The 22,121-nt window shown below is 62.1% G+C and carries 23 protein-coding genes; 12 read left to right on the top strand and 11 right to left on the bottom strand.

Annotated features, from left to right (window positions below):
• Nucleotides 1-8 precede the first annotated feature (8 nt).
• Nucleotides 9-1,517, top strand: a complete 1,509-nt coding sequence (gene trpE / locus KVU_RS03240; protein WP_013383904.1) for an anthranilate synthase component I — start codon at nucleotides 9-11, stop codon at nucleotides 1,515-1,517.
• On the opposite strand, the gene KVU_RS03235 is transcribed toward trpE, so the two are convergent.
• Together KVU_RS03235 and KVU_RS03230 are read right to left on the bottom strand one after the other, a co-directional pair.
• Nucleotides 1,514-2,029 (bottom strand): polysaccharide deacetylase family protein, encoded by a 516-nt coding sequence (locus KVU_RS03235; RefSeq protein WP_164928153.1) that lies wholly within the window; start codon nucleotides 2,027-2,029, stop codon nucleotides 1,514-1,516. The two genes, trpE and KVU_RS03235, sit on opposite strands and share 4 nt — an antisense overlap.
• Nucleotides 2,022-2,435 carry a hypothetical protein gene (locus KVU_RS03230; RefSeq protein WP_014537599.1) on the bottom strand — a complete coding sequence of 138 codons (414 nt, stop codon included), beginning with the start codon at nucleotides 2,433-2,435 and terminating at the stop codon, nucleotides 2,022-2,024. The genes KVU_RS03235 and KVU_RS03230 overlap by 8 nt, the downstream gene beginning before the upstream one ends.
• 153 nt (nucleotides 2,436-2,588) lie before the next feature.
• Here KVU_RS03230 and KVU_RS03225 point away from each other — a divergent pair, with 153 nt between their 5' ends.
• The 7 genes from KVU_RS03225 (at nucleotide 2,589) to lexA (ending at nucleotide 8,030) form a co-directional block, all read left to right on the top strand.
• Complete coding sequence (locus KVU_RS03225; RefSeq protein WP_044008142.1) at nucleotides 2,589-3,182, top strand: anthranilate synthase component II; 594 nt, start codon at nucleotides 2,589-2,591, stop codon at nucleotides 3,180-3,182.
• The gene (gene trpD, locus KVU_RS03220; RefSeq protein ID WP_013383900.1) at nucleotides 3,179-4,195 is read left to right on the top strand and encodes an anthranilate phosphoribosyltransferase; all 1,017 of its coding nucleotides are present in this window, start codon (nucleotides 3,179-3,181) and stop codon (nucleotides 4,193-4,195) included. Before KVU_RS03225 ends, trpD begins: the two co-directional genes overlap by 4 nt.
• Nucleotides 4,192-4,857, top strand: coding sequence for a uracil-DNA glycosylase (locus tag KVU_RS03215; protein WP_013383899.1), 666 nt, complete (start codon nucleotides 4,192-4,194; stop codon nucleotides 4,855-4,857). The genes trpD and KVU_RS03215 overlap by 4 nt, the downstream gene beginning before the upstream one ends.
• Nucleotides 4,854-5,663 (top strand): indole-3-glycerol phosphate synthase TrpC, encoded by an 810-nt coding sequence (trpC, locus tag KVU_RS03210; RefSeq protein ID WP_013383898.1) that lies wholly within the window; start codon nucleotides 4,854-4,856, stop codon nucleotides 5,661-5,663. Before KVU_RS03215 ends, trpC begins: the two co-directional genes overlap by 4 nt.
• Nucleotides 5,663-6,133: a cyclic pyranopterin monophosphate synthase MoaC gene (gene moaC, locus KVU_RS03205; protein ID WP_013383897.1), complete on the top strand. Its 471-nt coding sequence runs from the start codon at nucleotides 5,663-5,665 to the stop codon at nucleotides 6,131-6,133. The genes trpC and moaC overlap by 1 nt, the downstream gene beginning before the upstream one ends.
• A complete protein-coding gene (locus KVU_RS03200) occupies nucleotides 6,130-7,293 on the top strand; it encodes a molybdopterin molybdotransferase MoeA (protein ID WP_013383896.1) in 1,164 nt (387 codons plus the stop codon). The genes moaC and KVU_RS03200 overlap by 4 nt, the downstream gene beginning before the upstream one ends.
• A gap of 71 nt (nucleotides 7,294-7,364) precedes the next feature.
• A complete protein-coding gene (gene lexA / locus KVU_RS03195) occupies nucleotides 7,365-8,030 on the top strand; it encodes a transcriptional repressor LexA (protein WP_013383895.1) in 666 nt (221 codons plus the stop codon).
• A gap of 146 nt (nucleotides 8,031-8,176) precedes the next feature.
• Here the strand turns inward: lexA and KVU_RS03190 are convergent, their stop codons facing one another.
• From KVU_RS03190 to pyrH, 7 genes are all read right to left on the bottom strand, one after another.
• Nucleotides 8,177-10,966, bottom strand: coding sequence for an Rne/Rng family ribonuclease (locus KVU_RS03190; protein ID WP_014537597.1), 2,790 nt, complete (start codon nucleotides 10,964-10,966; stop codon nucleotides 8,177-8,179).
• Nucleotides 10,967-11,435: 469 nt separating this feature from the next.
• Nucleotides 11,436-12,788, bottom strand: coding sequence for a sigma-54-dependent transcriptional regulator (locus KVU_RS03185; protein ID WP_013383893.1), 1,353 nt, complete (start codon nucleotides 12,786-12,788; stop codon nucleotides 11,436-11,438).
• An 11-nt stretch (nucleotides 12,789-12,799) separates the two neighbouring features.
• Entirely contained in the window at nucleotides 12,800-14,569 is a 1,770-nt protein-coding gene (locus KVU_RS03180) for a sensor histidine kinase (protein ID WP_014537596.1), read from the bottom strand.
• 60 nt (nucleotides 14,570-14,629) lie between these two features.
• Nucleotides 14,630-15,298 (bottom strand): phosphoribosylformylglycinamidine synthase subunit PurQ, encoded by a 669-nt coding sequence (gene purQ, locus KVU_RS03175; protein ID WP_013383890.1) that lies wholly within the window; start codon nucleotides 15,296-15,298, stop codon nucleotides 14,630-14,632.
• A gap of 11 nt (nucleotides 15,299-15,309) precedes the next feature.
• Nucleotides 15,310-15,549 (bottom strand): phosphoribosylformylglycinamidine synthase subunit PurS, encoded by a 240-nt coding sequence (gene purS, locus KVU_RS03170; protein ID WP_013383889.1) that lies wholly within the window; start codon nucleotides 15,547-15,549, stop codon nucleotides 15,310-15,312.
• Between the two features lie 10 nt (nucleotides 15,550-15,559).
• The gene (gene purC, locus KVU_RS03165; RefSeq protein ID WP_013383888.1) at nucleotides 15,560-16,321 is read right to left on the bottom strand and encodes a phosphoribosylaminoimidazolesuccinocarboxamide synthase; all 762 of its coding nucleotides are present in this window, start codon (nucleotides 16,319-16,321) and stop codon (nucleotides 15,560-15,562) included.
• Nucleotides 16,322-16,405: 84 nt separating this feature from the next.
• Complete coding sequence (pyrH, locus tag KVU_RS03160) at nucleotides 16,406-17,134, bottom strand: UMP kinase (RefSeq protein WP_013383887.1); 729 nt, start codon at nucleotides 17,132-17,134, stop codon at nucleotides 16,406-16,408.
• A 79-nt stretch (nucleotides 17,135-17,213) separates the two neighbouring features.
• Between pyrH and miaA the strand changes: the two genes are divergently transcribed.
• The 3 genes from miaA (at nucleotide 17,214) to KVU_RS03145 (ending at nucleotide 20,424) form a co-directional block, all read left to right on the top strand.
• Entirely contained in the window at nucleotides 17,214-18,119 is a 906-nt protein-coding gene (gene miaA, locus KVU_RS03155) for a tRNA (adenosine(37)-N6)-dimethylallyltransferase MiaA (RefSeq protein WP_013383886.1), read from the top strand.
• 308 nt (nucleotides 18,120-18,427) lie between these two features.
• The gene (locus KVU_RS03150) at nucleotides 18,428-19,546 is read left to right on the top strand and encodes a glycosyltransferase 61 family protein (protein WP_236953141.1); all 1,119 of its coding nucleotides are present in this window, start codon (nucleotides 18,428-18,430) and stop codon (nucleotides 19,544-19,546) included.
• Between the two features lie 53 nt (nucleotides 19,547-19,599).
• Complete coding sequence (locus KVU_RS03145; RefSeq protein WP_013383884.1) at nucleotides 19,600-20,424, top strand: polysaccharide pyruvyl transferase family protein; 825 nt, start codon at nucleotides 19,600-19,602, stop codon at nucleotides 20,422-20,424.
• On the opposite strand, the gene KVU_RS03140 is transcribed toward KVU_RS03145, so the two are convergent.
• The gene (locus KVU_RS03140) at nucleotides 20,421-20,996 is read right to left on the bottom strand and encodes a lytic transglycosylase domain-containing protein (protein ID WP_013383883.1); all 576 of its coding nucleotides are present in this window, start codon (nucleotides 20,994-20,996) and stop codon (nucleotides 20,421-20,423) included. The genes KVU_RS03145 and KVU_RS03140 overlap by 4 nt on opposite strands.
• A 150-nt stretch (nucleotides 20,997-21,146) precedes the next feature.
• On the opposite strand from KVU_RS03140, the gene ssb reads away from it, so the two are divergent.
• Nucleotides 21,147-21,674: a single-stranded DNA-binding protein gene (gene ssb / locus KVU_RS03135; protein WP_044008141.1), complete on the top strand. Its 528-nt coding sequence runs from the start codon at nucleotides 21,147-21,149 to the stop codon at nucleotides 21,672-21,674.
• Nucleotides 21,675-21,703: 29 nt separating this feature from the next.
• On the opposite strand, the gene KVU_RS03130 is transcribed toward ssb, so the two are convergent.
• Complete coding sequence (locus KVU_RS03130) at nucleotides 21,704-22,120, bottom strand: glyoxalase/bleomycin resistance/dioxygenase family protein (RefSeq protein ID WP_013383881.1); 417 nt, start codon at nucleotides 22,118-22,120, stop codon at nucleotides 21,704-21,706.
• Between the last annotated feature and the right edge of the window lies 1 nt (nucleotide 22,121).

Below are 22,121 nucleotides of genomic sequence, written 5' to 3'. Positions count from 1 at the left end.
TCACTCACATGCCGATCTTCCCCGACTTTGAAACGTTTCGCACCGGCTATGAGGCGGGGAAGAATCAGATTGTATACACGCGCCTTGCCGCCGATCTGGATACGCCCGTCTCGCTGATGATGCGCCTGTCTGGCGCGGGCAAACACGCGTTCATGCTGGAAAGCGTGACCGGCGGCGAGGTGCGCGGGCGCTATTCCATCATCGGCATGAACCCCGATCTGATCTGGGAATGCAACGGCACCACCAGCCGCGTGAACCGCGCCGCGCGCTATGACGAAGATGCCTATACCGATATGGGCGAGCCGCTGGCCGCGATCCGCACCCTGCTGGACGAATCGAAAATCGACCTGCCCGATGATTTGCCGTCGGCCAGTGCGGGCCTGTTTGGCTATCTGGGCTATGATATGATCCGGTTGGTCGAACATCTGCCCGATGTGAACCCCGACCCGATTGGCGTGCCCGATGCGGTGCTGCTGCGTCCTTCGGTCGTGGCGGTGCTGGACGGCGTCAAGGGCGAGGTTATTCTGGTCGCCCCCGCCTGGGCGAACAGCGGGCAGTCGGCCCGCGCCGCCTATGCCCAAGCCGCCGAACGCGTCCGCGATGCCGAGGTTGCGCTGGATCGCCCTGTCGCCCTCAGCGGGCGGGCGCTGGGATCGGTCGGCACCCCGTCGGAACCCGTGTCGAATTTCACGCGCGAGGGCTATAAGGCCGCGGTCGAGAAGGCCAAGGATTACATCCGCGCCGGCGATATCTTTCAAGTCGTCCCCGCACAGCGCTGGACGCAGGATTTCCACGAGCCGCCGTTTTCGCTGTATCGCAGCCTGCGCCGTACGAACCCCTCGCCCTTCATGTTCTATTTCAACTTTGGCGGCTATCAGATCGTCGGTGCCAGCCCCGAGATTCTGGTGCGCGTCTTTGGCAAGGAAGTGACCATCCGCCCGATCGCCGGCACCCGCCCGCGCGGCGCAACGCCAGAGCAGGATCTGGCGCATGAGCATGACCTGCTGAACGAACCCAAGGAATTGGCCGAGCATCTGATGCTGCTGGATCTGGGTCGCAATGATGTGGGCCGCGTGTCAAAGCCCGGCACCGTGAAGCCGACCGAGAAATTCACGATCGAGCGCTATAGCCATGTGATGCATATCGTCTCGAATGTGATCGGCGAGCTGCGCGACGATCAGGACGCTTTGTCGGCCTTCTTTGCCGGTATGCCCGCAGGCACGGTCTCGGGCGCTCCCAAAGTGCGTGCGATGCAGATCATTGACGAGCTGGAGCCGGAAAAGCGCGGCATCTATGGCGGGGGCCTCGGCTATTTCAGCGCCAATGGCGATATGGATATGTGTATCGCCCTGCGCACCGCCGTTGTGAAAGACAACAAGCTCTATATTCAGGCCGGTGGCGGCGTTGTCTATGACAGCGACCCCGAGGCGGAATATATGGAAACCGTGCACAAAAGTGGCGCACTACGGCGCGCCGCCGCCGAGGCCACGATGTTTCGCGGCCTGAAAGACAATTAATCCCGCAGCAACGCCGAGACCGGAACAAAGCCCGTGGGCAGTGTTCCGGCGCGCAGCGCGGCGATGACCACAGGCCGCAGCCGCGTTAGGAACACTGCGTCTTGATCACTGGCGGCAAGGCCGCTGATCTCGCGCGCCAGCACGATGGGACTGCTGGCCGTGCTGGGCAATTGCGCGGTGATCTGCGCATGTTGCAAATCGCCCGTGCCCTCACCCATCGAGATCAGCCCCAGACCCGCCTCGCGCAGCGCATTGGCAGCGCCGGTGCCGATCTCGGCTGAATCGACGTCCATCACCGCCACCGCCTGCGGCAGCGCGTGCTGGGCGGCGAAAACGGCGGTCGGCCCCGCACCCTCTAGCCGCAGCAGCGCGACAACCTCGATCCCCATGGCGCGATAGGCGTTCATCTTGTCAGTGGCATCGGCGCGCGAGGGGTCAATCGCAATCGTCACTGGCATCGGCAGCGCGGCGACGGCCTGCGGGCCGCCCACCATCATGCCATCGTCAATCATCACAATTGCCAAAGCGCGGCCAATGACCGGCGCTGTGGGGGCGGCATAGGCCTCGATCGGGCGGCTGGTTTGCGGCAGGACTTGGCAATGCGACCGGCGCGGGCGCGGTCTGCGGCAGCGGTGCGGTTTGCACGGGCGGCGCGCTTGGCATCGGGGTCGCAGCGTCCAAGGTCGCGGGGGCGTCGGCGGCGCGCTGCGGCAAATCGGGGCGCAGGGCGGCATCAGGGGCGGCGCCGACCTCAGCCACATCTGCGGCGGGGGCGGCCTCGGCCTGTGCGGGGCGGGCCGCGACTTCTTGCGCCATGTCGTGCGGCGGCAGGCGCAGGGGCGACAGCAGCGCGCTTGCACCCAGCGCCACCACAGACACAGCCGCGCCCGATACGAATCCCAACAGATGCCCGCGCATTTTGCCCCTTTCTTATGCAGTCTTTGCCGCAGACTAGCCGCGCGGGCCATGGCGCGAAAGCCCCGTTCACCCATTCGCACAGGTGACGCTTCGGCTGTTGCCCCGGGCGGCATGTTCAGCGATAACAATCGCGACACTTTCGGGGCCCTGCCGATGCTTTTGCTTATCGATAACTATGACAGCTTTACCTATAATCTCGTGCATTATTTTGGCGAGTTGGACGCCGATGTGGTCGTGCATCGCAATGATGCGCTGGATGTGCAGCAGGCCATGGCGCTGAACCCTGATGCAATCACGCTGTCGCCCGGCCCCTCGGACCCCGATCATGCGGGCATCTGCCTTGCATTGACCGCTGCGGCGGCGGAAACCCGCACCCCCCTGCTGGGCGTCTGTCTGGGGCATCAGACCATCGGTCAGGCCTTTGGCGGCGCCGTGGTGCGCTGCCACGAGATCGTGCACGGCAAAATCGCCGACATTTACCATGACGGCAAAGGTGTGTTTGCGGGCCTGCCCTCGCCGTTCAAGGCGACGCGCTATCATTCGCTGGTGATCGACCGCGAAAGCCTGCCGCCCGAGCTGGAAGTGACGGCCTGGCTGGCGGATGGCACGATCATGGGCGTGCAGCACCGCGACCTTCCCATTCACGGCGTGCAATTCCACCCTGAAAGCATCTCGTCCGAACATGGCCACCAGATGCTGCAGAACTTTCTGAACCTCGCCAAACCCGCGCATGAGGCGGCGGCATGAGCGCGGCGCTCAAGCCGCTGATCGCTGCTGCCAGCCATCGCCCCCTGACCTCTGCCGAGGCGACCGAGGCCTTCAACATCCTGCTGCAGGGTGGGGCCACCCCGGCCCAAGTTGGCGGGCTGCTGATGGCTTTGCGCACGCGCGGCGAGACGGTCGAGGAAATCACCGCAGCCGTCGGCGCGATGCGCGCGCATATGGTACCGGTCAAGGCGCCTGCGGGCGCGGTCGATATCGTCGGCACCGGCGGCGACGGCAAAGGCACGCTGAACATCTCGACCGCCGCCGCCTTTGTGGTGGCGGGCGCGGGCGTGCCGGTGGCGAAACATGGCAATCGCAATGTCTCGTCGAAATCCGGCTCGGCCGATGTGATTTCCTTCCTTGGGATCGAGACGATGGTCGGACCCGAGGTGGTCGAACATATTCTGGCTGAGGCGAATGTCGGCTTTATGATGGCCCCGATCCATCACCCCGCGATGCGCCATGTCGGCCCGATCCGGCAGGATCTGGGGACACGGACGATTTTCAACATTCTGGGGCCGCTGTCGAACCCGGCCGGGGCGCTCTATCAGGTGACCGGCACCTATGACCGCGCGCTGAACCGCCCGATGGCCGAGGTTTTGCGCAAGATGGGCAGCCGCCGCGCGTGGCTGCTGCATGGCAGCGACGGCACCGACGAGCTGACAATCACCGGCACCAGCTGGGTCAGCGCGCTTGATGGCGACAAGATCACCGATTTCGAAGTACATCCCGAGGATGCCCGCCTGCCCGTCCATCCGTTCGAGGCGATTATCGGCGGCTCGCCCGCTGAAAACGCCGCCGCGATGCGCGCCATGCTGGCCGGTGAGCGCGGCGCCTATCGTGATGCGGTGCTGCTGAACGCCGCCGCCGCGCTGGTGGTGGCCGGTGCCGCCGCGCGTCTGTCCGACGGGGTCGAAATGGCCGCCGTCAGCATCGACAGCGGTGCGGCTATGGCGGCGATTGATACGATGGCACGGATCAGCCCCAAAGCATGACGGATCTACCGCAGAACGGCTGGCGCGATCTGGCCTTTTTCACCGCAGACTGGCCCCGTATCCAGACGGTTCTGGCCGCCGAGACGCGCCAGATCCTGCCGCCCGCACCGCAGCGCTTTGCGGCGCTGAACTTGACCGCGCCTGATGATGTGCGCGTGGTGATACTGGGTCAGGACCCCTATCCGACGCCGGGCGATGCGATGGGCCTTGCGTTCTCGGTCGCGCGCGGACAGGCGCTGCCGCGCTCTTTGCGCAATATCTATACCGAGATGCGGGACGATATCGGGGCGGCGCCTGTGGATGGCGATCTGACCCATTGGGCCGCGCAGGGCGTGCTGTTGCTGAATACCGCCTTGTCCGTGCCTGCGGGCAGCGCGGGCGGACATGCAAAGCTGGGTTGGGACCGCCTGACCGCCGAGGTGATACAGCGCGTCAGCACACGCCCCACCGCGTTTATCCTGTGGGGCAATCACGCGCAGGGCTATGCCCAATATATTGCGCCCGCAGACCACCTGATCATCCGCAGCGCGCATCCCTCGCCGCTGTCTGCGCGGCGCGGCTTCTTTGGCTCGCGCCCGTTCTCGCAGGTGAATGAATGGTTGCAGGCGCGCGGGAACGCGCGCATCTGTTGGCAAGGGAATGATAGGGGGCTGCTGCTATGACGAATATTCTGGACCAGATCAAAGCCTATAAACTCGAGGATGTCGCCGCCCGCAAAGCCGCCGTTCCGCTGGCCGAGGTCGAGGCAAAGGCCCGCGCCGCCAGCAAACCGCGCGGCTTTGCCGAAAGCTTGCGCACGGCGTCCATCGAGGGTTACGGCCTGATCGCGGAAATCAAAAAAGCCAGCCCCTCCAAGGGCCTGATCCGTCCCGATTTCGATCCGCCCGCGCTGGCAAAGGCCTATGCCGATGGCGGTGCGACCTGCCTTTCGGTGCTGACCGACACGCCCAGCTTTCAGGGCGAGGACAGTTTCCTGACCGCCGCGCGCGAGGCCTGCGATCTGCCCGCGCTGCGCAAGGATTTCATCTATGACACCTATCAGATCGCCGAATCCCGTGCGCTGGGGGCCGATTGCATCCTGCTGATCATGGCGTCTTTGGAAGATGGTCAGGCGGCTGAACTCGAGGCTGCCGCCTTTGACTGGGGCATGGATGTGCTGATCGAAGTGCATGACGAGGAAGAGCTGGAACGCGCGGCCTTGCTGAAATCGCCGCTAATGGGCATCAACAACCGCAGCCTGAAGACATTCGAGGTCACGCTCGACACCACGCGCCGCCTTGCGCGCATGGTGCCGCCCGACCGGATGATCGTCGCGGAATCGGGTATTTTCACGCCCGCCGATATGGCCGATATCGCCCGTTATGGCGCGCGCTGTTTTCTTGTCGGTGAAAGCCTGATGCGCCAAGATGATGTGGCAACCGCCACGCGCACGCTGCTGGCGAACCCCTATATGGGCGAGAATGCCTGATGCTGAACCATTTTGACGAAAGCGGCCGCGCGCATATGGTCGATGTCTCGGACAAAGAGATCACCACCCGCACCGCCGTGGCCGAGGGGCAGATCACCATGCTGCCCGCGACTTTGGCGCTGGTGCAGGCAGGCACAGCCGCCAAGGGTGATGTGCTGGGCACCGCGCGCCTCGCTGCGATCATGGGCGCGAAACGCACGCCCGATCTGATCCCTTTGTGCCATCCGCTGCCCCTGTCCAAGGTGGCCGTTGACCTCGATATCGACGAAAGCCTGCCCGGCGTGCGCATCACCGCCACTGTCCGCACCAATGGCCGCACCGGCGTCGAGATGGAGGCGCTGACCGCCGTCTCGGTCGCGGGCCTCACCATCTATGACATGCTCAAGGCCGCCGACCGCGCCATGGTCATCGGCCAGATCCGCTTGCGCCTGAAAGAAGGGGGCAAGTCCGGTCGGATTGAGCTGGAATGATCTCGGTCGCGGAGGCGCTGGCGCGGGTTCTGGCCCTTGGCGCGCCGCTGGCGCCCGAGGAAATCGACCTCGATCAGGGGCTTGGCCGCGTCTTGGCCGCGCCTGCGGTGGCGCAGCTGGATCAGCCGCCGTTTGATACCTCATCCATGGATGGCTATGCCGTGGGCGCTGCCGCGACGGGTGACAGCCTTCAGGTGATCGGCGAAAGCGCGGCGGGTGCGCGCTTTTCGGGTGTCCTGTCGGCGGGCGAGGCTGTGCGCATCTTTACCGGCGCCCCCCTGCCCGCTGGTGCGCTGCGCGTGGTGCCACAAGAGGATGTCTTGCGCGATGGCGACCACATCGCCATCACCGAGGATCAATCCAGCCTGTTCGTCCGCACCGCTGGTGATGATTTTCGTGCAGGCGACACGCATTTCCCCCGCCGCCCCCTGCGCCCCGCCGACCTCGGCCTGCTGGCGGCGATGAATGTGCCGCGCCTGTCCGTCCACCGCCGCGCGCGCGTGGCGATTATACCGGGCGGTGACGAGTTGGTGCCCCCCGGCGGCCGTCCGGGCCCGGATCAGATCATCGCCTCGGGTGATCTGGCCATCGCGGCGATGGTGGAACGTGCGGGCGCCATCGCGCTGCGCCAGCCCATCGTGCCGGATCATGTCGATGCGATCCGCGCCGCGTTTACCGCCGCAGCCGATGCAGATGTGGTTGTGACCATCGGCGGCGCCTCGGTGGGGGATCACGACCTGATCGCGCCGACCGCGCGCGCCATGGGGGCTGTGATTGATTTTCACCGCATCGCCCTGCAACCGGGCAAGCCGCTGATGGCCGGCACTTTGGGACATCAGGTGTTTATCGGCCTGCCCGGCAATCCGGTTTCGGCGCAGATCTGCACGCTGTTGTTCATCCTGCCGCTGCTGGATGTGCTGCGCGGTCTGCCCGGCGCCGCGCCCAAGACCGCGCGTGTCAGACTGGCCGCCGATCTGCCTGCCAATGGCAAGCGCCAGCATTATATGCGCGCCACGCTGACCGATGAGGGTGCGCTGCCGGTGCGTTCGCAAGAAAGCAATCTGCAAAGCCTGATGGCGCTGGCTGATGGCGTGATTATCCGCCCCATCGGCGCAGGCCCTGCCAAATGCGGCGAAATGGTCGATTACATTGCATTTTAACGACCTTGTTCATTGACACAAAGAACGAACAAGGGCAGAACAAATGTCAAACATTTCTTCGCGGGGTCGCCATGCTGACACGTAAGCAGCTTGAACTACTGGAATTCATCGACCAGCGGGTCAAAGCCACGGGGGTGCCGCCCTCATTCGAAGAGATGAAAGAGGCGCTGGATCTGAAATCGAAATCGGGCATCCACCGCCTGATTACGGCGCTCGAGGAACGCGGCTTTATCCGCCGCCTCGCTCATCGCGCCCGCGCGCTGGAAGTGGTGCGGATGCCCGAGATGACGGCGCATAAACCCGCCGCCGCCGCGCGCAAGCCGCAATTGGTCGCCAGCGCGCTGAATACTCTCGCCGCGATCGAGGTCGATGTCATGGGCCGTATCGCCGCCGGCGTGCCGATTGCCGCGATTTCCGAGGTTTCGCATCAGGTCGCCGTGCCGCAAGGTATGATCGGCACCGGCAACCATTATGCGCTGGAAGTTCAGGGCGATTCGATGATCGGCATCGGCATTAATGACGGTGATATCGTAGTGATCCGCCATGCGGACCTCGCCAGCAATGGCGATATCGTCGTGGCGCTGGTCGATGAGGCCGAGGCGACGCTGAAACGTTTTCGCCGCCAGAACGGCATGATTGCCCTCGAGGCCGCGAACCCCGCCTATGAAACCCGCCTGCTGCCCGAGGCGCGCGTGCGCGTACAGGGCAAGCTGGTCGGGCTGATCCGCAATTACTAAGCCGGGCTTGCGGCACCCCTTCAGGGGGGCTGCAAGCGGTTCGCTGGCAAGATGGTGTCACTTTGACGCCAATATGCCGTGATACCGCTGACCGCCACGCCTTCACATCGTGATATTAAAAAAGGGGCCTTGCGGCCCCTTTTCTTTTACTTGCTCCACCAGCCAGAGCGTTTTGGCTTGGCCGCCGCATCCGGGGCCGCCTCTGGTTCAGGGGTCACGACGGGTGCCGCTGGCACAGGCGTGAGCGCAGGGGTCACGACGACCGGCTCAACCGTTGCTTCTCGCGCAGGTTCCGCCACCGCGACAGGTGCAGCCTCGACGGCAACCGGCGCATCAGCCACAGCTTCGACAGCAGCCTCAGCCACTGGCTTTTTACGGCTGCGGCGCGGCTTTGGCGCGGGTGCCTCAGCGTCGACGGCAACAGCTGCCTCGGCTGCGACTTCGACCGGAGCCTCGACCTTCTTGCTACGCGTACGGCGCTTGGGCTTTTCGGCGACAGCTTCGGCTACTTCCGCAACGACCGGCGCATCTTCGGCACCTTCGGCAGCGACTTCAGGCGCAGCAGCTTCAGCCACTGGCTTTTTGCGCGTGCGGCGCTTGGGCTTTTCGACCGGCGCCGGAGCTTCTTCGGCTACGACCTCGACAGGCGCGGCGACCACTGGCTGCGCTACAACTGGCGCAACAGGCGTCTCGACGGCGAGCTCTACAGGCGCGACTGTGGCAACAGCCTCGTCATCGCCATCCTCGTCACCTTCGTCATCGCCAGACAAAGCATCGCCATCCAGCGTGCCGTTGCCCTCGCCATTGCCCCGACGACGACGACGACGACGACGCTTTTTGCGCGGGCGATCATCTTCACCCTCGGGGGTCTGCACGGGCGCAGCGGCGACTGCCTCTTCCTCGACGACAGCGATATCGTCCTCGATGACCTCGGCCGCGATGATCTCTTCCATCAACTCGGCCGTGCCGGTCACAACGGTCGGCGCAGCAGGCGCAGCTTGCACAACGCGCGTTGCGGCTTTCAGTTTTTCAATGGAATAATCGGGCGACACCAGCGTGATATCCGCCTCGACCCGCACGGACATGCCGTAACGCTGTTCGATGCCGGCAATATGTTCGCGCTTTTGGTTCATCAGGAAGTTCACGATGCCGACGGGCGCATGCACCACAACTTCGCGGCTGCGCCCACGGACGCCCTCTTCCTCGAGCTGGCGAATGATCGTCAGACCCAGGTTGTCGTCCGAACGCAGAAGGCCGGTGCCGTGGCAATGGCTGCACGGCTGGGTCGTCGCCTCGATCATGCCGGGACGCAGACGCTGACGGCTCATCTCTAGCAGGCCAAAGCCCGAGATGCGGCCGACTTGGATGCGGGCACGGTCGTCTTTCAACTTGTCGCGGAAGCGCTTTTCGACGGCGGCGTTGTTCTTGCGCTCGTCCATGTCGATAAAGTCGATCACGATCAGACCGGCCAAGTCGCGCAGGCGCAGCTGGCGGGCGATCTCGTCGGCAGCCTCAAGGTTGGTTTTCGTCGCGGTCTGCTCGATCGAGCCTTCTTTCGTGGCGCGGCCCGAGTTCACGTCGATGGCCACCAGCGCCTCGGTCACGCCGATCACGATATAGCCGCCCGAGGGCAGTTGCACGACCGGGTTGAACATGCCGCCCAGATACCCCTCGACCTGATAGCGCGCGAACAGCGGCATCTGATCGTGGTAATGGATGACCGAACGCTCTTGCCCCGGCATCATCATTTTCATGAAATCATAGGCGGTGCGGAAGCCCTCGTCGCCCTCAACGATCACCTCGTCGATCTCGGTCGAGGTCAGGTCGCGGATCGAGCGTTTGATCAGATCGCCTTCTTCATAGATCTTCGCGGGCGCATTCGAGGACAGCGTCAACGCGCGGATCTGTTCCCACAGGCGCATCAGATATTCGTAGTCGCGCTTGATCTCGGCCTTGGTGCGCTGCGATCCGGCGGTGCGGATGATCAGGCCAGCGCCTTGCGGCACTTCCAGCTCTTGCGCGATTTCCTTCAGCTTTTTGCGGTCGGCGACATTGGTGATCTTGCGGCTGATGCCGCCACCGCGCGCGGTGTTCGGCATCAGGACGCAGTAACGGCCCGCCAGCGACAGATAAGTCGTCAGCGCCGCGCCTTTGTTGCCGCGTTCTTCCTTGACCACTTGCACCAGCATCACCTGGCGCACTTTGATCACTTCCTGGATCTTATAGCGACGCATACGGGTCTTGCGCACGGGGCGCACATCGTCGCTGTCGTCCGCAGAGATCGTCTCGACCTCGTGGGCGGGATCGGGTGTGTCGTCCTCGTCCTCATCATCGGCAGCAGCCTCGGCTGCGGGCGTCTCGACCGGAGTCTCGGCGACCGTCACCATCGGCGACAGACCCTCGGAGGGATCATCACCCTCGGCCTCGAGGTCGATGACCTCCATACCGGCGGGCGCGGATGCGGCATCGCCCTCGGTCAGCTCTTGGGTCGCGACAGCATCACCGCGTGCCTGTGCAGGACGCGGGCCAGTACCCGTGCTGGTGCGGCTGCGGCGCACGCGGCGGCCACGGCCACCCGATTTTTCCCCCGATTTTTCATCGGTCGGCTGATCATCGGCGGGGCTGACATCGTCGCTATCGGCATGGGCATCGGCCATTTCCTCGGCCAGCAGCGCCTCGCGGTCGGCAACGGGGATCTGGTAATAGCTGGGGTGAATTTCCGCAAAAGCCAGAAATCCGTGACGGTTGCCGCCGTAATCGACGAAAGCCGCCTGCAGCGAAGGCTCGACCCGCGTTACTTTTGCAAGGTAGATATTGCCTGAAAGCTGCCGTTTGGCAGCGCGTTCAAAGTCGAAATCCTCGACCTTGTTTCCGTCGACCACCACAACGCGGGTTTCCTCCGCGTGGGTGGCATCGATAAGCATTTTCTTTGACATTTGTTCCGTTCGTGCGCGCGCAACACCGCGCTGCGAGGGCGAACCATCACAAAACTGGACTTGCGCACACATCTATCTGAGGCAAAGGGGCCCCGCGTCGCGCGATGAATGGCGCAAGATGAGCCTAAAGCCCCCTGCATCCGATCGCTTTCCCGCGGCACACAGCCCATTGCGTTACTACCCTGGCGCAGATGCACCAACGCGCACCCGGCCCTCTGACTACGCCCCGCAACACCGCACATCAGGCGCGCAGCGGGGTAAACTCGCATCCCTTGCGGGACAATAAACCTGCGCACGGGGCCCAACATCGGGGCCGCATCGTGGCAGAAATTCCATCACCGGCATCAAAGCACCCGTATGTCGGTACTTCCAATTCCTCAATGTCACCTTAATGACATTCACGCCCGCTGCACAATCATAATTTACGCCCACACAATTCAAGATTGTGTGGGCGTCTATTTTTTCAACCTTAAAGGTAATCGCTGCGCTGTAGCCCGTATTTGGCCATTTTCTCGTTCAGCGTGCGCCGCGGCAGGCAGAGCTCGTCCATCACCGCAGCGATCGAGCCCCGATGCCGCCGCATCGTATTGTCGATCAACATCCGCTCGAACGCATCGACGAATTCCTTCAGGGGCTTGCCTTCGGTGGTGATGGCGGGGCGGCTGTCATCGGCTCCATCGCTCATCAGCAGCGAGGCGATCGTCCCTGCCCCGCGCCGCGATTGCAGTACCGCGCGTTCGGCGACATTGATCAATTGACGCACATTGCCCGGCCAAGGCGCTTGCAGCAACTGGGCCGCCTCTTGTGCGGTGACGGCGGGCGCGTCGCAGCCATATTCATCGGCGAATTGCTCGGACAGGCGCGAGAACAGCGTCAGGATATCCTCGCCGCGGGCGCGCAGGGGCGGCACGGTGATGCGCAGCGCGGCAAGGCGATAGAACAGATCGGGACGCAGCATATCCTCGCAGGTCTTGCCGGCCTCTTGCACATTGCAGATCGCGACGATGCGCGTCTCGCCCGGCGTGCCCTGTTCGTTAATCACCGTCAGCAGGCGCGCCTGCAGCGGTTGGGACAGGGCCTCGACATCTTCCAGCACCAAAGTGCCGCCGCGCGCCTCTTCCATCGCGGGAATGGGCTCGTCTTCGGCGGCGGGGCCAAACAGACGACGGGTCAGGGTTTCCTCGTCAAAGGCCGCGCAGGACAGCAGCACGAATTTGCGGCTAGAGCGCGCGGATACCGCATGCAAAGCATGGGCGACCAGCGTTTTGCCCGTACCGGTTTCGCCATCGATCAGCACGTGACCATCGGCCTGCCCCAGATCAAGGATGTCTTCTTTCAGGCGCTGCATCATCGGGCTGGAGCCGATCAGCTTGTTCATCAGCGCGGTCGGGTCGGACAATTCGCGGCGCAGCGCGCGCGCATCCAGCGTCAGGCGACGGTTCTGGCTGGCCTTTTTCGCCAGTTCGGTCATGCGATCAGGGTTGAACGGCTTTTCCAGAAAGTCGAATGCGCCCACGCGCATCGCCTCGACCGCCATCGGCACGTCACCGTGGCCGGTGATCATGATGACCGGCAGCGCCGAATCGACGCCGCGCAGCTTTTTCAGGAATTGCATCCCGTCCATGCCGGGCATCCGCACGTCACTGACGACGATGCCGGGGAAATCGGGGCCAATGGCCTTCAACGCCTCTTCTGCGCTGGCATAGGCTTCGGTGTCGAAACCCGATAGCGCAAGCCATTGGCTAATCGACTGACGCATATCCTTTTCATCGTCTACGATCGCGATCTTCATGGCTTTGCTGAGGCTGTTGCTCAAGCTCATGGGACTTCCTCTCATTGTGCGGCGGTTGCGGGGGCGTCATCGGGCAGACGCGGCAGCTGAACTTCAAACGCAGCGCCACCCGAAGTGGCATTATGCGCCGTCAGCCGACCGCCAAGGTCAGCGACGATCCCAGACGAGATCGCCAACCCAAGACCCACCCCGTCGCCGGGTGCCTTGGTGGTATAAAACGGTTCGAATAGGGCATCGAGGTCGTCAATGCCGGGGCCATTGTCGCGTACGGTCAAGGTCACTGTCTCGCCCTGTGCCAAAGTGATCGTCACTTCTGGATGTGGGGTGCCTTGGGTCGCATCAAAAGCGTTGCGCAAAAGATTTATTATCACCTGCTCCATCCGCAGGCGGTCGCCCAGCACCAGAACAGGGGTCGAGGGCAGCGTGCGCACGATGGCGATCTTGCGCGCTTTCAGCTGCGGCTCCATCATCGCCAGCGCGCTGGAAATGGCGTTGCGCATGTCGAACGGCTCGAACGCATCGGTGCCTTTGCGGGCAAAGGATTTCAACTGGCGCGTGATCGACCCCATACGGTCGATCAGATCGTCGATGCGCTGGAAGGCGGACAAAGCCTCGTCGGGGCGCTTGCGTTGCAGCAGCAGACGCGCGCCCGCAAGATAAGTTTTCATCGCGGCCAACGGCTGGTTCAACTCGTGGCTGACAGCCGCCGACATCTCGCCCAAGGCCGCCAGTTTCGAGGATTGCGCCAGCGATTGCTCTGCCACTTCCAGCGTACGCTCGGCCTTTTCACGCTCGGCAATCTCGCGTTGCAGGCGCATGTTCAGCGCCCGCAGCTCGGCAGATTCGCGCTGGAACAGCACCACGCGCGAGGCGCTTTTGCGCGAGCTGACCCAGAATGCCAGCGCGGCCAAAATCGCAAAGGCCATGATTTCCAAGGCGATAATGGCATTCACCTGCTCGCGGATCGAGGCATAGGTGGTAAAGCCGACCATCTTCCAGCCCTGAAACGGCACACGCAGCTCGCGCCGCAGCACGGCCTCGCCCCGCAAATAGGTGTCATAGGGCGAGCTCCATTCGTCAAAGCGCAGCGCGCGCGCAATGGCCGAAGGGGCCGAGGTGTTGGTCAGCGCGGCTTCCTCGCTCAGGCCGCGCCAGCGCGGCTCGGTCGCCATCAGAATCGTGCCGGCGGAATCGGTGACCAGCACCGCGTCCTGCGTGCCGGCCCAGCTGCGCTCGAGCCGCGCCAGATCCACCTCGACCGCGATCACGCCCAGCATCTGACCGCCACTGTCGATCCGGCGCGAATAGTAAAAGCCGTAGCCGCCATTCTCGCGCGGCAGCGAGGTGAAAACCGTGGTCGAGACCCGCCCCGCATCACCAAAGTAAGGCATCGCCGCATCGTTACGCCCCATGATCGCGGGGTCGGTGGCGGCGACGATTGTGCCTTCGCGGTCATAAAGCAGGATCGAGGCCGCGCCGATTTCCTCGACAAAGCTGGTCAAACGCTGGGTCGACAGCGAATAATCCTGCGTCTCGAGGGCTGTGATCAGTTCGGGGTCGCGCGATAGCAGTTGCGGCACGATGGAATTGCGCTGCAATTCAGACACCAGATTGCCGACATAGATCGTCATGCGCACTTCGGCGCGTGTGCGGGTCGTGGTGGTAAAGCGTTCGGTCAGCAGCACATTGGTCAGCCAGACCGCACCGAATGCGATCAGCACCACCGCACCAATAATCAGGCGCGGCCACCAACTTGGGCCGTTTGCACCAGTGCTTTGGCGCGTCGGGGCGATATCTACACCTGAAGCCATAACGGGCAGCTTATTTCACTGCCCGTCCAGCAGCAATCACCCCATAGGGGGCCGTAGGGGTCAGGCGGCAACAAACCGCCCGACAAGGCCCGCAAACAGGGCACGACCGTCGGTGCCACCGTGCAAATCCTCGATCGCGCGCTCGGGGTGGGGCATCATGCCCAGCACGCGGCGGTTCGCGGACAGCACGCCCGCAATGTCATCGCGCGAGCCGTTGGGGTTTTGCGCATAGGTAAAGGCGATGCGGTCTTCGCCGTGCAGCGCGGCCAGCGTTTCATCATCGACAAAGTAATTGCCGTCGTGATGCGCGATCGGCACATTCAGCACCTGCCCCGCATTATAGCCGCTGGTGAATGCGCTATCGGATGTCGCGACCGTCAGGCCGACCGGCTTGCACAGGAATTTCAGCCCCGCGTTGCGCATCAGCGCGCCGGGCAGCAGACGGGTTTCGGTCAGCACCTGAAAGCCGTTGCAGACGCCCAGCGCGTAACCGCCACGTTCAACATGGCGCACAAGCGCCTGACAGGCCGGGGAATTTGCGGCGATCGCGCCGCAGCGCAGGTAATCGCCGAATGAAAATCCGCCCGGCACAGCGACCAGATCAACGCCCGCAGGCAGATCCGTATCCTTGTGCCAGACCATTTCCACATCGGCACCCGCTTTGCGCAGGCCTTCGGCCATGTCGCGGTCGCAGTTCGATCCGGGAAAGACGATAACGGCGGCCTTCATGGCAAACCCCTTTAGGACAGGCTGATGCGGTAGCTTTCGATCACGGTATTCGCCAGCAGCTTTTCGCACATCTGGCGGACGGTTGCCTCGGCGCTTGCGGCGTCGGTTTCGGCCAGATCCAGCTCGATCACCTTGCCCTGACGCACGCCGTTCACGCCCGCAAACCCGAGGCTGCCCAGCGCGGCACGCACCGCTTCCCCTTGCGGGTCAAGAACGCCCGCCTTCAACATGACTTCGACGCGCGCCTTCATGGCATTCTCCCTAGTTGATCATCGTGCCGTTGGCGTTATGCGTCACATTCGACGGCAAAACACCCAGGCGGCGAGCGACTTCGGTATAGGCATCCGACAGCGACCCAAGGTCTTGACGGAAAACATCTTTATCCAGCTTGCGACCGGTCTCGATATCCCACAGACGGCAGCTATCGGGGCTGATCTCGTCCGCGATGACAAGGCGCGGGAAGTCGTTTTCCCAGATCCGGCCCATTTCGATCTTGAAATCGATCAGGCGGATGCCGACGCCGTGGAAGACGCCCGACAGGAAATCGTTCACCCGCAGCGCCAGCGCCACGATATCGTCCAGCTCTTGCTGCTGGGCCCAGCCAAAGGCGATGATATATTCCTCGGGCACCAGCGGGTCGCCCAGCGCATCGTTCTTATAGCTGAATTCGACGATGGGACGCGGCAGGGGCATGCCCTCTTCAAGGCCAAGACGCTTGGCCATGGAACCGGCGGCGAAATTGCGCACGATCACTTCCAGCGGCACAATCTCGACCTGACGGACAAGCTGCTCACGCATGTTCAGACGCTTGATAAAATGCGTCGGAATGCCAACGCCTTGCAGGCCAAGCATGAAGAATTCGGACAGGCGGTTATTCAGCACGCCCTTGCCTTCGATCACGGCCTTTTTCTGGGCGTTGAAGGCGGTGGCATCATCCTTGAAATACTGCACAAGCGTGCCCGGCTCGGGGCCTTCATACAGGATCTTGGCCTTGCCTTCGTAAATTTTCTTGCGACGTGCCATGACGGCTCCTACTGGTTCCGCGCCGAGGGTCGGCGGCCTTAGCTTGCGCGCCTCTTATGACAAGGGCGACGGGGGGGCAAGGGCTTACCCGTGCACCCGGGTAAACGTCCCCTGCCCGGCCAAAATGCCGCGGAAGCCACCCGGCTCGTCCAGGCTAAAGACGATGATCGGCAGGTGGTTGTCACGCGCCAGCGCAATGGCGGATGCATCCATGACGCCCAGGTGCTTTTGCAGCACTTCGTCATAGGTCACATCGCCGTAACGCTTTGCATCGGGGAACTTTTTCGGGTCTTTATCATAGACGCCGTCAACTTTGGTGCCCTTAAAGATCGCCTCGCAGGCCATCTCGCTGGCGCGCAGCGTCGCTGCTGTGTCGGTGGTGAAATAGGGGTTGCCGGTGCCTGCGGCAAAGATGCACACCCGCTTTTTTTCCAGATGACGCACGGCGCGGCGGCGGATGTAGGGCTCGCACACCTGATCCATCGGAATGGCCGAGATCACGCGCGAATGCACCTCAAGCGATTCCAGCGCGGCCTGCATCGCCAGCGCGTTCATCACGGTCGCAAGCATACCCATGTAATCGGCGGTCGTGCGCTCCATCCCCTGCGCCGAGCCTTGCAGCCCGCGAAAGATATTGCCGCCGCCGATGACCATGCAGACCTCGACGCCCATGTCGCGGACGTTTTTAACTTCTTGGGCCACGCGCTGGACGGTGGGCGGATGCAGACCAAACCCCTGATCCCCCATCAGCGCCTCGCCCGAAATCTTTAGCAGGACACGTTTGAAACGGGGGTGGGTTTGATCATCGACCATGTCTTGTGCTCCGCTGGCTTTCATTAGGCCCAGAAATGTCGCAAAAGGCGCCGTCTGGCAATGGCAAGAGAAGCGGAAAATGGCCGAGCATGTGATCAAGGGCAGCGACGGAAGGGCTTTTGCACTGGATGCCATCGCCCCAGATCGCCCCGTGCTGATCGCAGGCCCGACCGCCTCGGGCAAGTCGGCGCTGGCACTACGGATCGCGGAACATGCGGGCGGCGTGATTATCAACGCCGATGCGCTGCAGGTGTTCGGCGGATGGCGCATCCTGACGGCGCGCCCCGACGATGCGGATCTGGCGCGCGCGCCCCACTGCCTGTATGGCCATGTGCCGTTTGACGGGGTCTATTCGGTCGGCCACTGGCTGCGCGATATTGCGCCACTGTTGGGCGGTGCGCGGCCGATCATCGTTGGCGGCACCGGCCTTTATTTTCACGCGCTGACCCAAGGCCTTGCGGACATTCCCGCGACGCCGCCCGCAGTGCGCGGTGCGGCGGATGAGATGGATTTGCCCGATCTGGTAGCAGGCCTCGATAGCGCCAGCGCGGGCGGCATCGATCTGAACAACCGCGCCCGTGTGCAGCGCGCCTGGGAGGTGTTGCAAGCCACCGGCGAGGGGATTGCCGCTTGGCAATCGCGCACCCCTGCGCCTCTGCTGCCGTTGGATGCGGTTTACCCCATCGCGATGATGCCCGATGTCGATTGGCTGAACGCCCGCATTGCGCAACGCTTTGACCTGATGATCGCAGGCGGCGCGCTGGAGGAGGCGCGGGCCATGCTGCCCCACTGGGACCCCGCGCATCTGTCGTCAAAGGCCATCGGCGCGCCCGAGCTGATCGCCCATCTGCAAGGCGCAATGCCCCTGGATGAGGCGCGCGACGCCGCCATCATCGCCACCCGCCAATACGCCAAGCGCCAACGCACATGGTTCCGTGCGCGGATGAAGGCCTGGCAGCACCTGCATCTGGGTCGTGGCGCATAGATACGTTCCGCTTGAGCCGCGAAATCCTGTTAGGCAAAAGCGTGGAACCCTCGCATTCTTGTTAAGAATATATTTTCAGGTCGTATCTATATCCATCTATACCCCGTGAGAAACTTGACGATTAGTATCTAAGCAAGGTTAAGATTTCATTGACCAAATGTTAACTATTTCAACGAGAATCGTGCTAGAAATACTAGCGCAAGCAGCACATTTGCGTTAACGTGAAATCATTATAACGAAAGTGGTAAAATATGAGCATTGCGGTATCAGACCAAGTAAAAGAAAACAGTGCCCTATTACGGCTGGACTTGAACGATACGGCAAATGCGTTGCGCGTCCTGAGCGACGCCTATGTCATCCCGCCCGATCCGACCAAGAAATCGGGCCGCTACACGAACTCTGGCGTGCTGGATGCGGATGGCAACTTTGTCATCCAGTCGATCAGCTGGTCCAACTCGACCGAGCAGGTGAATTCAGCGCCCGCAACCCCCGCCCCCGAAGAGGTGGAACAGCTCAAAGGGCGCTATATTTTCGGCGGCGTACTCTATGGGCATTTCGGGCATTTCATTGTGGAATCGCTGGCTCGGCTTTGGGCACAGGATGCCGAGGGCGTCGATGCCGAGGCTTATATCTTTACCGCCAAAGTCAGTACTTTCCCGCAGAAATCCGTCGAAAAGCTGCAAAAGCTGGCCGCACTTCTGGGGCTGCGTCTGCCCATTATTGTGGCACGTGTACCAACTCAGGTCGAAACCCTATATGTGCCTGCGCAAGGTTTTGGGATGAACGACCTGATCGAAGGCAGCGCCGCATTTCGCACCTTCATGAACACCCATGCCGGCGCCGGGATAGAGCCTACGGGCGACGAAAAGATCTATATTTCGCGATCGAAACTGCCTTCTGATCGTGGCAGTCTGCTGGGTGAGTACAAGCTGGAGGAATATCTCGCGGCCGAGGGTTATGACATCTTTCACCCACAAAGATTCCCCGCCGAAGAGCAAATTGCCCGCTATAAGGCGGCGCGCCAGATTATTGCCGTGGATTGCTCGCCCCTGCATATGTTGGGTTACGTGGGACATAAGGACCAAAGCGCCGCGATTATCCTGCGCCGCAGCATGGTGATCGGGGATTACCTGGCGCGTCAGCTCCAAAGCTTTAAGGGCATGGACGCCTATTCCATCGACTGCCTGCTGGATGACTGGATTTTGCAACCCGGCAGCCGGCCGTCGCGCAGCTCTTGGGGCGAGATCGACTTTGGCGCGCTGCACGCAAAGCTTTTGGCGTCGGGACATATCCAGAATCCGACCCCATGGCCGTCACTGACGCAAGAAGAGCGCAGTGCCGAGTTGGAGCGCATTGAAAAGATGCACGAGGCCAAGTTCCGCTCGTATAATGAAATCAAAGTGATCCGTAATAAATCCATCATTTAATATAATGCCGCCAGCCTTCATACTGGCGGCATTCTTAATAAGGTCACTTGAATATGACGCGCACGCCGCTACGGGCCTATTGGTGGCAGAATCCTGGCTTTCTGAATATCGGCGATGCCATCAACGGCAATGTGTTGGAATATATTTCCGGTCGCAAGGTCGAGCGGGCCGGCCCATGGGGAGCCGAGATCATCGCCATTGGCAGCGTTCTTGATAACCCCATGATTGGCGAGGCATTTGCCAATGGCAGAGGGAAACGCCTTTGGGTTTGGGGTTCGGGCGCGATGGATTCTGTGCCGCCCCATTGGTTGAAAAAGATGAATGTGGCGGCTGTGCGCGGCGCTTTGACAGCTAGCATGTTGGATGCAGCGACAGCGACAGGTGTCCTTGGTGATCCCGGATTGCTGGCACCGCGCATATGGCAAACAGACAATACAAAGACACATAAAATTGGCCTGATCCCGCATCACAGCCAACTCAAGGCAGACTGGGTCGCACGCTTTCTAGCGCAAGTGCCCAGCGCAGTATTGATTGATGTGACCAATCCGGATTTTGCGGCGGTCTTCAATCAAATTGCGGGCAGCGAGATGATATTTTCTAGCAGCCTCCATGGTCTTATTTTTGCAGATGCATGGCATGTACCCAATTTCCGGATCAATGCTGGGCGGCTGCATCGCGGCGGCGACATCAAGTTCCGTGATTACTATTCCGGCGTGCTGCGGCCCGAAGATATACCTTTTGATACCGAAAGCTTTGATGGTGTCGCCGATTTTGAATTCGAAGCGGATTATTTCAATTATTTCAAGGCATTGGATCTTGTCGCAGATCGATTAGAGCGGGCATTTCCGGAAGAGTTGAAAGAGGTCCAGACGGCCTAAAGCCCCAAAATCACCCTGACATAGGCCTGGGTTTCGGCAAAGGGCGGGATGCCGCCGTGCGTCTCGACCATCCCTGGACCCGCGTTATAGGCGGCCAGCGCAAGCTGCCAATTGCCGAACTTGTCATATTGTCTGCGCAGATAACGCGCGCCGCCATCCAGATTTTGCTGCGGATTGAGCGGATCGACCCCCAGCAGCCGCGCGGTATCGGGCATCAATTGCGCAAGGCCTAGCGCGCCTTTGACTGACACCGCAGCCTCATTCCAGCCGCTTTCCCGCTGCACAAGGCGCAGGAACAGGTCCTCGGGGATGTTATGCCGCCGTGCGGCGGCGCGGGCCTGCGCCAGATAGGGGCCGTTATAACTGCCGTTATACAACGGGATCTGGGGCGCTACGCGTTCGGGAATCAGACGCTCGGAAAAGCTGTATTGCGAGGATGCGCGCCCATCCAGCACGTCGAGCTGGCTTTGCAGCAACCCCACCCGATTGGATGTCGACAGCGTATCGGCAAAGGCAGGCACGCTGCATAGTGCAGCCCCCAGCAGCGCAATCGCGCAGGCCCCGTTTCGCATTCTGGTGTCCCCCAGTGCAGTTTGCGCGGCAGATTAACGCAGAATTCGCATTTGGGAAGTATCCTTGCGACAGGCGGGCGGGCATCCGCCTTGCGGCGCGATGACAAATCTGCGACCAATGCGCATCACGCATTTGAAGGGGGCTGGCGCATGGCTGGATCGGTAAACAAGGTCATTCTGATTGGCAATCTGGGGCGCGACCCCGAGGTCCGCAGCTTTCCCAATGGCGGCAAGGTCGTGAACCTGCGCATCGCCACCAGCGAAACCTGGCGCGACCGCAATTCGGGCGAGCGCAAGGAACGCACGGAATGGCATTCGGTTGCCATCTTCTCAGAACCGCTGGGCAATATCGCCGAAAAATACCTGCGCAAAGGCAGCAAAGTCTACCTTGAGGGCCAGCTGGAAACGCGCAAATGGCAAGATCAGGCCGGCGCTGACCGCTATTCGACCGAAGTCGTGCTGCGCCCCTTTAATAGCAGCCTGACGCTGCTGGATGGGCGTGATGGCGGCGGCCAAGGCGGCGGCGGTGGCGGCTATCAGGGCGAGCAAGGTGGCTATGATGGCGGCTATGACCGTGGTTATTCTAGCCAGCCGGCATCGGGCGGCGCTGGTGGCCGCAGCGGCGGCGGCGCGCAAAACCGCGTCAGCGACCTTGGCGATGACGAGATCCCGTTTTAAGATTGAAGGGTGGCCAAGAGCCACCCTTTTTATGTTGCGTCATGCAACCAAGGTGCAAAACTAAGGCCGGTCAGCACGCCTTCAGGGCTGATGAAACGGGCAATCGTCTGGCCCCATGGCTCGTCGCGCGCGGTATGGATAAAAACCTGTCCCTGCGCCTGCATTTCGGCGACAGCGACGGCGACGGCAGCGGCGGTTTCCAGCTCAAACTCGACCGAGGCGCTGGGGATCGACAGATCATCGGGCCAGTCATCCATGCCAAAACAGGCCTGCGCCACGTCCTTCAGCGGCCAGACGCCAAAATGATGCGCGCCGGAAAAGCCGTCAATAAAGGCATAATCGCCCTGCTGCTGCATCGGCAGCCCTAGCGTGTCGATATACAATGCGGCGCTGGTCGGGCCATCGCGCGAAATCACCGAAAATCCTGATATTGCGACGATTTTCATG

The sequence above is a fragment of the Ketogulonicigenium vulgare WSH-001 genome, from assembly GCF_000223375.1.
GTDB classification, from domain to species: domain Bacteria; phylum Pseudomonadota; class Alphaproteobacteria; order Rhodobacterales; family Rhodobacteraceae; genus Ketogulonicigenium; species Ketogulonicigenium vulgare.
Note: the sequence above shows the minus strand (reverse complement) of the source record. Positions and strands in the feature narration are given on the sequence as shown.